Genomic DNA, 13373 nt, shown 5'->3' with positions numbered 1-13373 from the left:
GGAGGGGGACGACCATCAAGCCTCGCACGCCCGCGCGGCGTCGGCGCGCGGGGGAGCCCACTGTCGTCCGGTGTTCATCCGCGGAGGGGGGGCACCGGCACGTCCGGGTCGCCGTGCCGGTCCTCCGAGCAGGCGCGGCGCCGGCTACCACAGCGCCGCCCGCCCGTGCACGGGGTGGCCCCGGAGGCGCGGCTCGCCTGGGATGGAGGGGAGCGGCCCGATCCGGGTGCCGCGGACGGAGGAGCCATGCCCGACCAGTACACGTTCACGAACCCCGCCACCCGGTACCCGGACGTGACTCCGCCGGTCCAGCAGCAGCCCGAGCCCGGGCTGCAGTCGCGGATGACCCCGGTGCCGGACCTCGGCGAGGAGAGCTACCGCGGCACCGGCCGGCTCGCGGGCCGCCGCGCGCTCATCACGGGAGCCGACTCCGGGATCGGCGCCGCCGTGGCCATCGCCTTCGCCCGCGAGGGGGCCGACGTCGCCCTCGCCTACCTCCCGAGCGAGGAGGAGGACGCGCAGCACGTGATCGGGCTGATCCGCGCGGAGGGGCGCACCGCCGTGCCGATCCCCGGCGATCTCACGAGTGCCGAGTACTGCACGCGGCTCGTGGCGGAGGCGGTCGAGGGCCTCGGCGGGCTCGACGCGGTGGTCAACGTGGCCGGGAAGCAGATCTGGAAGGAGGACCTGCTCGACATCACCGACGAGCAGTTCGAGGCGACCTTCGCGGTCAACGTCTTCGCTCCGTTCCGGATCATCCGCGCGGCCCTCCCGCACCTGCCCGCGGGCGCCACCATCATCAACACGGCGTCGGCGGAGGCGCACAAGCCCGCCCCCGACCGACTCGACTACGCGATGACGAAGGGCGCGATCAACAACCTCTCGAAGGGCCTCGCGCAGCAGCTCGCCGCGAAGGGCATCCGCGTGAACGTCGTGGCGCCCGGCCCGACGTGGACCGCCCTGCAGGTGAGCGGCGGCGTCGACCCCGAGAGCCTGCCCGATTTCGGCTCCAGCGAGTCGCCGATGGGCCGTGCCGCCCAGCCCGCCGAGCAGGCCCCGGCCTACGTGTTCCTCGCATCCGCCGAGTCGAGCTTCGTCGTCGGCGAGACCCTCAACGTGAACGGCGGCATGGTCTCGCCCTGACCCGCCGCGCCGCCGGCGCTCGCTGCTGGACCGCCGAGACGCCTCCGTCCTGCTCGAGACACGGGCTCGCGTCAACCCTCTCCCGAGCGGCGGGGGGCGCGAGGTGCCATGGAGGGACCACCACGAAGGAGCACCATGAGCACCACGACCGTCCTCCCCATCGAGACCTACTCCGACGAGCAGGGCTGGCACAACCGCATCGCCCACGCCCGGGTCCCGCTGAGCCACCACGAGTCGCGCCAGGAGGCGGAGGAGGTCGGCGAGGAGATCGCCGAGCAGCGCGGCGGGGAGCACGTCGTCCTCGGCTGACGGCCGGCGCGGGGCGCGGCATGCGGTGCCCGATCGGGGAACGCCGCCGGCCCGCGGAACGCGCCCGGCCCGCAGGCGCCCGCTCCGCAGACGCCCCGTCCCGCGCGTGTAGCGCCCTCGACCCCGCCCGGTCAACCTTCTCGATCTCCCGGCCCCCTCCTCCCTAGCGTGGCCCGTCGTGCTCGCTCCCGAGCGCGCGACGAGAGGACGACATGGCCACCACGAGCGACGCCCCCGCGACCGGAGAGGCCGGCGGCACCTCCCTGCGCCGCCGCATCACCGGCCCGCTGCTCTACTTCTTCATCCTCGGCGACGTCCTCGGCGCGGGCATCTACGCCCTCATGGGCACGCTCTCGGCGGAGGTCGGCGGCGCCGTCTGGATGCCCCTCCTGCTCGCGCTCGGCCTCGCGCTGCTGACCGCCGGCTCCTACGCCGAGCTGGTGACCAAGTACCCGAAGGCGGGAGGCGCGGCGGTGTTCGCGCAGCGGGCGTTCCAGCGCCCGATCGTCTCGTTCCTGGTCGGCTTCGCCATGCTCGCGGCCGGAGTGACCAGCGCGGCCGGTCTGTCGCTCGCGTTCGCCGGCGACTACCTCGGCACCTTCCTCGACGTGCCGACCGTGCCGACGGCCATCGTCTTCCTGATCCTCGTCGCGTGCCTCAACGCGCGGGGCGTCGCGGAGTCGCTGCTCAGCAACACGGTGATGACCGTGATCGAGGTCGGCGGCCTGCTGATCGTGATCGGATGCGTCGCGCTGCTCGTGGCGGGCGGAGGCGGCGACCTCGCCCGCACGGTCGAGCTCAGCTCCGAGCAGGCGCCGGCGCTGGCGGTGCTCGGCGCGGCGATCATCGCGTACTACTCCTTCGTCGGCTTCGAGACCTCGGCCAACATCGCCGAGGAGATCCGCGACCCCAGCCGCATCTACCCGCGCGCGCTGTTCGGCTCGCTGCTGACGGCCGGTGCGGTGTACGTCCTGGTCGGCCTCGCGAGCTCGATCGCGCTGCCCGCCGACGAGCTGTCCGGCTCCTCCGCCCCGCTGCTCGACGTCGTGACGGCGAGCGGAGCCGGGGTGCCGGCGTGGCTGTTCAGCCTGATCGCGCTCGTCGCGGTCGCCAACGGAGCGCTGCTGACCATGATCATGGCGAGCCGCGTCACCTACGGCATGGCGAAGGACGGCCTCCTCCCGGACGTGCTCGGCCGGGTGCTGCCGAAGCGCCGTACGCCGTGGGTGTCCATCGCGGTGACCACGCTGGCGGCATGCCTCCTGACCCTGGTCGGCGATCTGGCGACCCTCGCCGAGACCGTGGTGCTGCTCCTCCTGCTGGTGTTCATCAGCACGAACGTCTCGGTGCTCGTGCTGCGGCGCGACAGGGTCGAGCACGACCACTTCCGCGTGTGGACGGTGATCCCCGTGCTCGGCATCGCCTCGTGCGTGCTGCTCCTCAGCCAGCAGGACCCGATCGTCTGGCTCTACGCCGGGATCCTCCTCGTGGTCGGAGTCCTCGTGCACCTGGCGACCCGCCGCTCGTCCCGCCGCACCGCCTGATCCGGCGGGGGATGGGCCGGCTGCACCATCCGACCGTCCTCCCTCGGCCGAGCCCCGTTCGCCCCGCGACCGGTCAAGCCCCTGGGCGGACGGCCGTCCGAGGCGTGGGATGGAGGGAACGGAAGGAGCACGAATGACCGACACACCCTCCCGCGAGGAGCTGCCGCTCCCCGACTGGAACGACATCCCGCTCGCCACGCTCGCGGAGCGCATCCGCCCGCTCGACGAGGCCGGCCTCGGCGCGCTGCTCGCCTACGAGGAGGCGCACGGGCACCGCCTGCCGGTGACGACGATCCTGCACTCGCGTCTCGAGCAGCTGCGCGGGGGAGCAGAGCCGGCAGGCAGCGTTCCGGAGTCGCTGCCCGAGGTGTTCCGCTCGTCGTCCGGATCGCCGGTCTCGCCGGCGACGTCCGGTCCGCCGATCAATCCGCCCTCGCACGGAGTGCCGACGAACCCGGCTCAGCCGCGCTGACGGCGGCGGGCGGAGTCGCGGTCGCGGCGGCTCCGCCCCCGCCGCGCGCTGCCCAGGGCCTGCCCAGCGCGCACGGGCAGACTGTCCGGAGCCGATGACGGCGACCGGACGAGGGAGCAGTACCCGGAACGCGACAAGACTGACTCGTAGGAGTTGTCATGTCCTGGATCGTCCTCATCCTCTCCGGTGTCCTCGAGGCCGTGTGGGCCACCGCCCTCGGCAAGTCGGAGGGCTTCACGCGGCTCGGCCCATCGGTCGTCTTCGGAGTCGGCGTCGTCGCGAGCATGGCCGGCCTCGCCTACGCGATGCGCGAGCTGCCCACCGGCACCGCGTACGCGGTCTGGGTCGGGATCGGCGCTTCGCTGACCGTCCTCTACGGCATGTTCTTCGGCGGCGAGGGCTTCTCGCTCGTGCGCACGCTGCTGGTCCTCGGGATCGTCGGCTGCGTCGTCGGCCTGAAGCTCGTGCACTGACCTGGTGGCCGTCCTCTCCTCCGCGACAGGCCGCTCCCGTACGCGACACGCCGACGGAGGCGCGCCGGACTGGCATCTCGCCGAGGGTCCGAGGCCGGTGGTTGCAGGACGCCGCGCGTTCCACCTAGGCTCGGCGCATCAGGGGAGAACGATCGTTCTACGGTTCTCCCCGCCCCCCAAGGAGGACTCATGCCCACTCGTACCGCACGCACCGCCTGGAACGGCTCGCTCGAGACCGGCGAGGGCCAGGTCGAGCTCTCGAGCTCGAAGATCGGCACCTACGACGTCTCGTTCCCCAAGCGCGCCGCCGACGACGCCAACGGCTCGACCAGCCCCGAGGAGCTCCTCGCGGCCGCCCACTCCGCCTGCTACGCGATGCAGTTCTCGGCCGTCCTCGGCCAGGCCGGCGGCACCGTCGAGGCGCTCGACGTCCGCGCCGACGTCTCGCTCGGCCCGGACTCGGCCGGCGGATTCAAGCTCACCGGCATCAAGCTCGTCGTGAGCGGCGAGGTCTCCGGCATCGACGAGGCCGCCTTCCTCAAGGCCGCCGACGAGGCCAAGGAGACCTGCCCCGTCAGCAAGGCGCTCACCGGAGTCGACATCACGCTCGACGCCACCTTCGAGGGCTGAGCCCCTCCGCACGTCACGAGCACCCCGTCGCGCATCGCGGCGGGGTGCTCGTGCGTCCGGCGCGGCGTATCGAGACCCCCGCCCCCACCCGCCGCCCGGCGCCCCCTGTCGTCAGACGGCCGCCGGCGCGTAGCGGAAGCCGGCGCCGAGGTGCTCCTCCGGCAGTCGGTCGCCGCGGCCGTGCAGCTTCTGGCGGAGGCTCCCCTCGACGTACTCCTCCGGGTACGCGCCGCGGCGGCGCAGCTCCGGCACGATGAACTCCACCACGTCCTCGAAGGTGCCGGGCGTGATCGCGTAGGCGAGGTTGAACCCGTCCACGTCGGTCTCCTCGACCCACTCCTGCAGGTGGTCGGCCACCTCCGCGGGCGAGCCGACGACGAACGGGCCGAGCCCGCCGATCACGCTGAGCTTGGCGATGTCGCGGACCTTCCACTCCGAGCCGTCCTCGTTCGCCTCCTGGAAGTTGGCGACGGCCGACTGGATCGCGTTGCTCTTCACGTTGCCGATCGGCTCGTCGAGGTCGTACTGCGACAGGTCGATGCCCATCCAGCCCGACATGAAGACCAGCGCCCCCTCCTCGCTCCCGTAGGAGAGGTAGTCGCGGTGCTTCTCGTGCGCGGCCTCGCTGGTCTCGGCGGTGATGATCGTCAGCAGCGTGTAGATCTTCGCGGAGTAGCGGTCGCGGCCGGCCGCCTCGAGGGCGTCGCGGATGCGCGAGACGGTCGCCTTCAGGCCGGCCTTCGTCGAGGACGCGACGAAGATCGCCTCCGCGTTGCCCGCCGCGAAGCGGATGCCGCGCGGTGACGCTCCCGCCTGGTAGATGACGGGGGTCCGCTGCACCGACGGCTCCGAGAGGTGGATGCCGGGGACGGTGAAGTTCTTGCCGCGGTGCCCGATCTCGTGCACCTTCGCCGGGTCGGTGAACACGCCGGACTCGCGGTCGCGGACGACCGCGTCGTCCTCCCACGACCCCTCCCACAGCTTGTAGAGCACCTCGAGGTACTCGTCGGCGACGTCGTAGCGGTCGTCGTGCTCGAGCTGGTCCTCGTGGCCCATGTTGCGGGCGGCGCTGGGGAGGTAGCCGGTGACGACGTTCCAGCCCACGCGGCCCTTCGTCAGATGGTCGAGCGTCGACATGCGCCGCGCGAACGGGTACGGGTGCTCGTAGGCGGTGCCCGCGGTGATGCCGAAGCCGAGGTGCTCGGTCGCGGCGGCCATCGCCGAGACGAGGAGGATCGGGTCGTTGACGGGGACCTGCGCGCCGTGGCGGATCGCCGCCTCGTTCGAGCCGCCGTAGACGTCGTAGGTGCCGAGCACGTCGGCGATGAAGATGCCGTCGAACGTGCCGCGCTCGAGCAGCTTCGCCAGGTCGGTCCAGTACGAGAGGTCCTTGTAGCGCCAGGACTGGTCCTGGGGGTGGCGCCACATGCCCGAGGACTGATGGGCGACGCAGTTCATGTCGAAGGCGTTGAAGCGGATCTGGCGGGTCATGGAGTCGATAGTGCCCAGCGGAGCCGCGAACGGGTACCGAGCGCGACGCACGGCGTCACAAAGCGACGCCCGTCGGGGCGCCCGGCAGGTCTGGGTGGTCGGCGACGTCCTCGACGAGCTGGCCGACCTCGAGGACCGCATCGGCAGCGCGATGATCGAGAGTCGGAACGGGTGATGCGCCGGGGCGCACCGCCCCCGTCCGCCGACCGGGCGGCTCCTCCTCCTACGCCAGCTCGCGCCCCAGGAAGCGCACGTGCTCGCCGATCTGGAACGCCTCGCCGCCCTCGTGGCCGTTGAAGGGGTAGACGCGGATCTCGCGGGGTCCGGCGTAGCGGTTGTAGGAGGCGTAGACGGTGGACGGCGGGCAGATGTCGTCGCGGAGCGCCACCGAGAACAGCGCGGGGGACTGCGCGTAGGGGGCGAAGGAGGTGCCGTCGAAGTACGAGAGGGTGTCGAACACGCGCGCTTCGGCGCCGCGGTGGGTGTGCAGGTACTGCACGATCTCGCCGTACGGCATCGTGTCGACCAGCCGCACGGCGTGCGGGATGTGGGAGAGGAACGGCACGTCGACGATCGCCGCGCGCGCCGACTCCGACTCGCCGAGCAGGCCAAGGATCCCCGTGACGGCCAGGGCGATCCCGCCTCCCTGGCTGCCGCCCGAGACGGCCACGCGGGAGGCGTCGACCGCGGGGTGCGCACGCAGCACGTCGAGCGCTCGGACGGCGTCGGTGAAGACGCGGCGGTAGAAGTGCTCCCCGGGCGACTCGATGCCCTGCGTCATGAAGCCGGAGACGTGCGGCCCGCTGCCCACCGGGTCGGGCGTCGCTCCGGAGCGGTGCCCGGACCCCTGGCCGCGGGTGTCCATGACCAGGTGCGCGTAGCCGGCGGCCGACATCGCGGTCCACTCCGCGAGCTGCCCGCGGCCGCCTCCGTAGCCGATGTAGGTCACGAGCCCGGGGAGGGGCCCCTCGACGCCGCGGGGGAGGATCAGCCACGCGCGGATCGGGTGGCCGCCGAAGCCGGAGTAGGTGACGTCGAAGGTGTCGAGCAGTCCGAAGCCGGCGTCGACCCGCTCGAGGCGCGGCTCGGTCGCGACGGCCCTCGCCTCGGCGATCGTGTCGCGCCAGAACTCGGCGAACCCGGCGGGCTCGGCGATCTCGGGGGCGTACTGCTCGAGGAGGTCGAGCGGGAGGTCGTACTGCGGCATCACGGACTCCTTCTCGGGCAGCGGCGCCCGAGGACCGAGGCTACTGGAGGCACGGGCCCACCTGGGTGCGGCGTGGGAGAACGCCGCAGAGCGGAATGCCGGGGCGCCCTCCGCGTTCTCCTCAGCATGACGACGTACGGAATCATCGGAGCAGGCAACATCGGCAGCCAGGTCGCACGGGTGGTCATCGCCCTCGGGGACGAGGTGGTCATCGCGAACTCGCGCGGCCCCGAGACCCTCGCCGACCTCATCGCGGAGCTCGGCCCGAAGGCCCGCGCCGCCACGGCTCAGGAGGCGGCCGAGGCCGCCGAGATCGCCGTGGTGACGGTGCCGCTGAAGAACCTCGAGGAGGTGCCGGTCGCCCCGCTCGCCGGCAAGATCGTCCTCGACACGAACAACTACTACTTCGAGCGCGACGGCCGCATCGAGGCGCTCGACAAGGGCGAGACCACGACCAGCGAGATGCTCCAGCAGCACCTCCCGGAGTCGAAGGTCGTCAAGGCGTTCAACCACATCATGGCCGCCGACATCACCACCGACGGCACCCCGGCCGGCACGCCCGACCGCCGCGCTCTCGCGACGTCGAGCGACTACCCCGAGGCGATCCACTTCGTGACCGACCTCTACGACCGGATCGGCTTCGACACCGTCGCGATCACGCCGCTGAGCGAGTCGTGGCGGGTCGAGCGCGACCGCCCCGCCTACGTGGTGCGGCAGAACCGCGAGGAGCTCGAGGCCAACCTCGCGAAGGCTCCCCGCACGGTCTGATCCAGCCTCTCGGAGGGGGGCGGTGCTGCGGCGCCGCTCCCCTTCTGCCTGTCCGGACGGCCTCGGAGGCGCGCCCGGGACGGCCCCCTCGGCGCTCACCGCCGCCGAGCCTGCGATAGTCGAGAGGAGACCAGCCACGCACCAGAGAGCCCCGATCGGGCTCCGAGAGGAGAGGCCTGCCATGCCCTCGACACCCCGTTCCGTCCCCTCCCGCTCCGGGCTCTCGCGCCGCAGCGTCGTGATCGGCGGTCTCGCGGTGCTCCCGCTGCTCAGCGCCTGCACGCCCGACTCCTCCGCTCCGGACGACGCCCAGCAGGAGGCGCCCCGCACCCGCACCGCGGCTCCGAGCGGGCCGGTGGCGCTCGCCGCGGATGCGCTCGCCGCGAGCGCGGCCCTGTTCGCCGCGGCTCCGCTGGTCGTCCTGGTCGAGGACGTCGCCGAGTCCCGCCTGCGCGCCGCCCAGGTGAGCATCGCCTGGGGCGTGCCGCTGCTGGTCGGCTCGGCGGGATCCGGAGCGACGGCCGCCCCGACCGCGGACGCCGCGGCCGCGGGATCCACGGCTTCCGAGACGCCGTCCGACTCCGCGACGCCGTCGGACTCGGCGACGCCGTCCGACTCCGCGACCCCGTCCGTCGCTCCGTCCTCCACCGCTCCGACCTCCGACGCCCTCGCCGCCGAGTTCGCCCGCCTCGGCGTGACCCGCGTGCTCGCGATCGGCGACGTCACCGCGCCCGAGGGCGTCGACGTCGTCGCCTCCGCCTCCGACGCGGCCGCCCTCAGCAGCGCGTCCGGCGTGACCGTGACCGACCTGGCGCTCGCCGACCTCGCCGCCGCCGCGCCGTCCACCGCCTCCGACGCTCCGTTCGGCGCCCTCCCGGCCCGGGCCGACGCCCTGACCGGCCTGCACGCCCTCGCCCGCGCGCAGGACGCCGACATCGCCGCGCTGGCGACCGCCCGCGCGGCCGGCGTGCCCGTCACCGTGGTCGACGGCGACGACCTGCTCGCCTCGGGCGGAGCCGTGACCGCGATCGCCGAGGCCGACGCCTCCTGCACGCTGCTGCTCGGCCCCGTGCTCGCCGCCCAGCCCGAGCCCGAGTGGGCCGTGCGCGCGGCCGCGAGCGGCTGGCAGCTGCCGGGCGGCGGCCAGCGGATGTTCGGCGGGCACCTCTTCGTCGCGATCTACGGCACTCCGGGCGCTCCCGTCCTCGGCGTGCTGGGGGAGCAGGGCCTCGAGCCCACGATCGCGCGGGCGGAGGCGGTGGCCGAGCCGTACCGGGCGCTCACCGACAAGCAGGTCGTGCCGAGCCTCGAGATCATCACCACGGTCGCGGCGGGCGACCCCGGCAAGGACGGCGACTACTCCAACGAGCTCGACGCCGCCGACATCCGCCCCTACATCGACGCGGCGCAGGAGGCCGGGATGTACGTGGTGCTCGACCTGCAGTCGGGGCTGACCGACTTCCTCACCCAGGCCAAGCAGTACGCCGACCTGCTGACGCTGCCCAACGTCGGCCTCGCGCTCGACCCGGAGTGGCGCCTGCTGCCCGGCCAGAAGCCGCTGGAGCAGATCGGGCGCGTCTCGGCCGCCGAGGTCGACAGCGTGTCGGAGTGGCTGGCCGACCTGGTGCAGAGCGAGGGGCTGCCGCCGAAGATGTTCGTGCTGCACCAGTTCCGGCTGTCGATGCTGCAGGACCGCGACAGCATCCGCCGCGACCGGCCCGAGCTGGAGTTCCTCATCCACGTCGACGGCCAGGGCTCGCAGCCCGACAAGCAGGCGACCTGGGACGCGCTGCACGAGGGCGCCCCCGAGGGCATCGGCTGGGGCTGGAAGAACTTCTACGACGAGGACGCGCCCATGCTCACCCCCGCCGAGACCATGGCCGAGGTCCGCCCCCTCCCCGACCTCGTTACCTACCAGTAGGCGGATCCCGGGGACGGGCGTCAGCGGCGCAGGAGCTCGCCGGAGACGACGCCCGCCTCGACCTCCTCGAGGGCACGGCCGCGGGTCTCGGGCACGCGCTTCCAGATGAAGGCGAGCGCGAGCAGGCCGACGGCGCCGAACAGGAAGAACGTTCCGGTGATGCCGACGCCGGAGACGAGGGTGGGGAAGAACAGGCCGAGCACCGCGTTCGTGATCCAGTGGCAGAAGATCGCGATGCCGACGCCGACGCCGCGGATCCGCAGCGGGAAGATCTCGGACAGCATCACCCAGGTGACGATGTTGAGGAACGTCTGCATGCTCCCCACGAACGCGACGACCAGCACCAGGATCACGTACGGTCGCGCCGGGTTCCCCACGGGGAGTGCGACGGAGGCGATGCCGATCAGGAAGTGCATCGCGGTGGTCAGGGAGTAGCCGAGCAGGAGGGTCGTGCGGCGGTTCATCGTCTGCATGAGCCGCAGCCCGATCAGGCCGCCGATCACGGCGATCGCCCCGGGCGCGATGTTGGCGACGAGCGCGCCGTCGTGGTCGAAGCCCGCCTCCTTCAGCACCGACTGGCCGTAGTACATGATCGAGTTGATGCCGGTGAGCTGCTGGGCGACTCCGATCCCGATGCCCACCAGCAGGATGCGCACCGCCCAGCGCTCGCGCAGCGCCTGCAGCAGGGGGATCCTCGGTCCGTCCTTCGCGCCGATCGAGCGGGCGATGGTCTCCGCTTCCGCGTGGGCCCGGTCGGGCGTCCGGATGGTGGTGAGCACGCCGAGCGCCTCGTCGCGTCGGCCGTGCGCGATCAGCCAGCGCGGCGACTCCGGGACCCGGGTCATGCCGAGCAGGAGCGCGGCGGCGGGGAGCGCGGCGACGGCGAGCATGATCCGCCAGACGCCGGGCAGCTCGCCCCAGACGGTGCCGATGACGGCGTTGGCCACGAAGGCGGCGAGCTGGCCGATCACGATCATCAGCTCGTTGCGGCCGGCGAGCGAGCCGCGGATCTCGGAGGGGGAGATCTCGGAGAGGTAGATCGGCACGACCACCGAGGCGCCGCCGACGGCCAGTCCGAGGACCGCCCGCCCGAGGACCATCACGCCGAAGCCCGGCGCCACCACGCAGACCAGGGCGCCGACGAGGAAGAGCACGGCGAGCAGGCGGATCGTGGTCCGCCTCCCGAGGGCGTCGGCGAGGCGTCCGCCCGAGATCGCGCCGATCGCGGCGGCGAAGAGGAGCGAGCTGGTGACGACCCCCTCGGTCAGCGCGGTGAGGCCCAGCTCGGCCGACATCGGCTCCAGGGCGCCGTTGATGACGCCGGTGTCGTAGCCGAAGAGGAGGCCGCCGAGGGTCGCGATGAGCGCGATGAGGCCGAGACGCCGAGTCGGCGCCTCCAGGGAGGTGGTGGTCATCCGCTCACTCTGACGCATGGCCGCGCGGTGAGCGAACCCTGGACCGTCGGGGGAACCCGGTGTAGCGGATCCCCCCGACGGCCCGGGGCCCCTCGGCGGCAGGGAGGGGGGAGGGAGCGTGCGGAGGGGGCGCTCAGGAGGAGACGCGCGCGCCCTCGCGCAGGCCCTCCTCCTTGGCCTGCTGCACCAGGGCGGCGATGCGACGGCGCGAGCGCGAGCGCCCGGCGAGCAGCGCCGCGAGGATGAGGGCGACGCCGAGGATCACGAGCAGCTGCGGGACCGGCACGGCGGCGACCGTGATCGACTCCGTCACGGGAGCGGTGGCGACCGGCTCCTGATCGGCGGCGGCGACGGTCGGTGCGATGGTCAGGTCGGCACCGACTCCGAAGAGGGGCCAGATGCCGTCGAGCTGCACCGAGACGCTGCGCCGGTCGCCGGGCAGCAGCTCCTGCTGGGGCGCGTCGGCCGCGACGACGGGGGCGGTGGCGCCCTGGGCGCTCGCCGTGCCGTCGAGCAGCAGGCGCACGTTGCCGGTGTTCACCACGTCGGCGACGAGCGAGAGGGAGCCGGGCTGGAACGGGTTCCAGGAGAGGCGGTAGTCGCTGGCCAGGTCCTCGACGGAGAAGGAGGGGGTCACCTCGCCGGTCACGCGGGTCATCACGCGGAAGCCGATGCGGCTCTCCACTCCGACGTTCGCGCCTCCCGCCTCAGTGCCCTGCGAGAGCACGGAGGCGGCGATGCCGGCGGCGTGGTCGCCGGGGGTGGCGTTGTCGGGGACCGTCACGGTGAACGGCACCACGCCGCTGCTGCCCGGATCGACGGTCACGGTCTCGGGGGCGGAGATCCACAGCCCGGCGTCGACCGACTCCTGGTCCGAGTTGAGCATGTTGAAGCGGCCGGTGTCGGTGAAGTAGCCGTCGGCGCTGGTGATGCTGAAGGTCACGGGCTGGTCGCTGAGGTTCCGCACGACCGCCTCGTCCGAGGCGCTCGCGCCGGGGGCGAGCTCGAGCTCGACCCACGCGCGCTTGTCGGGGACGCCGTCGGTGGAGGGGCTGACCGCCCAGGTGATCGCTCCGTCGGCCGCGACGGCCTGCGGAGCGACGCCCGCGCCGAGGAGGGCGACGATCAGCGCGAGCAGCGCGGGGAGGAGCGGGCGGCGGGGAGCGGCGGAGCGGCGCGGAGCAGTCATCAGAACCTCATGGTCGCACGGGGGAAGCACGACGCGGCCGGGCGGGCGGGCCCGGCCGCGTCGGCCGTGGTGGGATCGCGGCCGGGGGAGTGCGTCCCCCGGCCGCGACGGGTCACTCGAAGAGCGACAGGGTGATGGTGGACGAGTACGCGCCGGCGTCCACGTTCACGGGGGTGCGGAGGAAGAGGTCGGCGTCGGCGCTCCAGGAGCCCTCGGGGTTGACCTGCTGGGAGTTGCTGGCGACGATCGCGAGCAGCTCCTTGCCCTTCAGGCCGACGCCGTTGACGCCGCCGTCGATGGCGGTGCCGACCTCATCGCCCGCGGCGACCTCGCCGAGGTCTCCACCGTCGACGAGGTCCGGGGTCCAGCCGAGGTTCTCGGCGCCGATGGTCGAGCCGTCGGCCGACGTGAAGTCGCTCGCCGTGCCGATGACGTACCACGCGGAGTCGGGGGAGACGTCCGCGGCGTCACGGGTGTCGGTGACCGTGACGGTGGGCAGGGTGCCGGTGAACTGGCGGCGGACGTTGTCCGAGCCTGTCTCGGTCAGCGTCGTCGAGTCCGCGGCGACGGTCATCGAGAGGGCACCGTTACCGGGGAGGTCGGCGATCTCGACGTTGATGTCGACGTCGTCGTTGCCGTAGTTGACCTCGGCGGCGAACGCCGTTCCGGCGACTCCGAGCAGGAGGACGCCTCCGGCCAGTCCAGCGGCTCCGCGGATCAGAAGGGATCGGGTGTTCATGTCGGGTGTTCTCCGTTCTCCGGCCGGCGTCGTCGCCGGCTCGATCTCAATGGGTGTGGGTCGTGCCCGCGG

Annotated in this window: 14 protein-coding genes and 1 riboswitch; of the genes, 9 read left to right on the top strand and 5 right to left on the bottom strand. The window is 72.8% G+C overall.

The window, feature by feature from the left end; all coding sequences use genetic code 11:
- Nucleotides 1-246 precede the first annotated feature (246 nt).
- From C5C49_RS07335 to C5C49_RS07310, 6 genes are all read left to right on the top strand, one after another.
- On the top strand, nt 247-1143 hold the full coding sequence (locus tag C5C49_RS07335; RefSeq protein WP_104345800.1) for an SDR family oxidoreductase: 897 nt from the start codon (nt 247-249) through the stop codon (nt 1141-1143).
- 135 nt (nt 1144-1278) lie between these two features.
- Nucleotides 1279-1452 (top strand): DUF2188 domain-containing protein, encoded by a 174-nt coding sequence (locus C5C49_RS07330; protein ID WP_159940661.1) that lies wholly within the window; start codon nt 1279-1281, stop codon nt 1450-1452.
- Between the two features lie 212 nt (nt 1453-1664).
- Nucleotides 1665-2996, top strand: coding sequence for an APC family permease (locus C5C49_RS07325; RefSeq protein ID WP_104345799.1), 1332 nt, complete (start codon nt 1665-1667; stop codon nt 2994-2996).
- A 133-nt stretch (nt 2997-3129) separates the two neighbouring features.
- The gene (locus C5C49_RS07320; RefSeq protein WP_104345798.1) at nt 3130-3468 is read left to right on the top strand and encodes a hypothetical protein; all 339 of its coding nucleotides are present in this window, start codon (nt 3130-3132) and stop codon (nt 3466-3468) included.
- A gap of 85 nt (nt 3469-3553) precedes the next feature.
- Nucleotides 3554-3617, top strand: a riboswitch (guanidine-III (ykkC-III) riboswitch).
- A gap of 9 nt (nt 3618-3626) precedes the next feature.
- Complete coding sequence (locus C5C49_RS07315; protein ID WP_104222377.1) at nt 3627-3941, top strand: multidrug efflux SMR transporter; 315 nt, start codon at nt 3627-3629, stop codon at nt 3939-3941.
- A gap of 189 nt (nt 3942-4130) precedes the next feature.
- Nucleotides 4131-4571, top strand: coding sequence for an OsmC family peroxiredoxin (locus tag C5C49_RS07310; RefSeq protein WP_104247811.1), 441 nt, complete (start codon nt 4131-4133; stop codon nt 4569-4571).
- 111 nt (nt 4572-4682) lie between these two features.
- Here the strand turns inward: C5C49_RS07310 and C5C49_RS07305 are convergent, their stop codons facing one another.
- A complete protein-coding gene (locus tag C5C49_RS07305; RefSeq protein ID WP_104247810.1) occupies nt 4683-6062 on the bottom strand; it encodes an LLM class flavin-dependent oxidoreductase in 1380 nt (459 codons plus the stop codon).
- 10 nt (nt 6063-6072) lie between these two features.
- Here C5C49_RS07305 and C5C49_RS16940 point away from each other — a divergent pair, with 10 nt between their 5' ends.
- A complete protein-coding gene (locus C5C49_RS16940; RefSeq protein WP_181133644.1) occupies nt 6073-6237 on the top strand; it encodes a hypothetical protein in 165 nt (54 codons plus the stop codon).
- Between the two features lie 48 nt (nt 6238-6285).
- On the opposite strand, the gene C5C49_RS07300 is transcribed toward C5C49_RS16940, so the two are convergent.
- Nucleotides 6286-7269 (bottom strand): acetylxylan esterase, encoded by a 984-nt coding sequence (locus C5C49_RS07300; protein ID WP_104257718.1) that lies wholly within the window; start codon nt 7267-7269, stop codon nt 6286-6288.
- Nucleotides 7270-7395: 126 nt separating this feature from the next.
- Here C5C49_RS07300 and C5C49_RS07295 point away from each other — a divergent pair, with 126 nt between their 5' ends.
- Both C5C49_RS07295 and C5C49_RS07290 read left to right on the top strand, forming a co-directional pair.
- Nucleotides 7396-8037 (top strand): NADPH-dependent F420 reductase, encoded by a 642-nt coding sequence (locus C5C49_RS07295; protein WP_104345797.1) that lies wholly within the window; start codon nt 7396-7398, stop codon nt 8035-8037.
- A 181-nt stretch (nt 8038-8218) separates the two neighbouring features.
- The gene (locus C5C49_RS07290) at nt 8219-9958 is read left to right on the top strand and encodes a hypothetical protein (protein ID WP_104345796.1); all 1740 of its coding nucleotides are present in this window, start codon (nt 8219-8221) and stop codon (nt 9956-9958) included.
- Between the two features lie 20 nt (nt 9959-9978).
- Here C5C49_RS07290 and C5C49_RS07285 read toward each other — a convergent pair whose 3' ends face one another.
- The 3 genes from C5C49_RS07285 to C5C49_RS07275 form a co-directional block, all read right to left on the bottom strand.
- A complete protein-coding gene (locus C5C49_RS07285) occupies nt 9979-11373 on the bottom strand; it encodes a sugar porter family MFS transporter (RefSeq protein WP_258068411.1) in 1395 nt (464 codons plus the stop codon).
- Between the two features lie 133 nt (nt 11374-11506).
- Complete coding sequence (locus C5C49_RS07280) at nt 11507-12562, bottom strand: WxL protein peptidoglycan domain-containing protein (protein WP_104345795.1); 1056 nt, start codon at nt 12560-12562, stop codon at nt 11507-11509.
- A 112-nt stretch (nt 12563-12674) separates the two neighbouring features.
- Nucleotides 12675-13301: a hypothetical protein gene (locus C5C49_RS07275; protein ID WP_104345794.1), complete on the bottom strand. Its 627-nt coding sequence runs from the start codon at nt 13299-13301 to the stop codon at nt 12675-12677.
- Nucleotides 13302-13373 lie beyond the last annotated feature (72 nt).

The organism is Rathayibacter sp. AY1E2 (assembly GCF_002932325.1).
GTDB lineage: Bacteria > Actinomycetota > Actinomycetes > Actinomycetales > Microbacteriaceae > Rathayibacter.
Note: the sequence above shows the minus strand (reverse complement) of the source record. Positions and strands in the feature narration are given on the sequence as shown.

Bases quoted from the DNA above. Each gene is read 5' to 3' on its own strand.
- C5C49_RS07335 (WP_104345800.1), top strand. From the start codon at position 247: ATGCCCGACCAGTACACGTTCACGAACCCCGCCACCCGGTACCCGGAC.
- C5C49_RS07330 (WP_159940661.1), top strand. From the start codon at position 1,279: ATGAGCACCACGACCGTCCTCCCCATCGAGACCTACTCCGACGAGCAG.
- C5C49_RS07325 (WP_104345799.1), top strand. From the start codon at position 1,665: ATGGCCACCACGAGCGACGCCCCCGCGACCGGAGAGGCCGGCGGCACC.
- C5C49_RS07320 (WP_104345798.1), top strand. From the start codon at position 3,130: ATGACCGACACACCCTCCCGCGAGGAGCTGCCGCTCCCCGACTGGAAC.
- C5C49_RS07315 (WP_104222377.1), top strand. From the start codon at position 3,627: ATGTCCTGGATCGTCCTCATCCTCTCCGGTGTCCTCGAGGCCGTGTGG.
- C5C49_RS07310 (WP_104247811.1), top strand. From the start codon at position 4,131: ATGCCCACTCGTACCGCACGCACCGCCTGGAACGGCTCGCTCGAGACC.
- C5C49_RS07305 (WP_104247810.1), bottom strand. From the start codon at position 6,062: ATGACCCGCCAGATCCGCTTCAACGCCTTCGACATGAACTGCGTCGCC.
- C5C49_RS07300 (WP_104257718.1), bottom strand. From the start codon at position 7,269: ATGCCGCAGTACGACCTCCCGCTCGACCTCCTCGAGCAGTACGCCCCC.
- C5C49_RS07295 (WP_104345797.1), top strand. From the start codon at position 7,396: ATGACGACGTACGGAATCATCGGAGCAGGCAACATCGGCAGCCAGGTC.
- C5C49_RS07290 (WP_104345796.1), top strand. From the start codon at position 8,219: ATGCCCTCGACACCCCGTTCCGTCCCCTCCCGCTCCGGGCTCTCGCGC.
- C5C49_RS07285 (WP_258068411.1), bottom strand. From the start codon at position 11,373: ATGACCACCACCTCCCTGGAGGCGCCGACTCGGCGTCTCGGCCTCATC.
- C5C49_RS07280 (WP_104345795.1), bottom strand. From the start codon at position 12,562: ATGACTGCTCCGCGCCGCTCCGCCGCTCCCCGCCGCCCGCTCCTCCCC.
- C5C49_RS07275 (WP_104345794.1), bottom strand. From the start codon at position 13,301: ATGAACACCCGATCCCTTCTGATCCGCGGAGCCGCTGGACTGGCCGGA.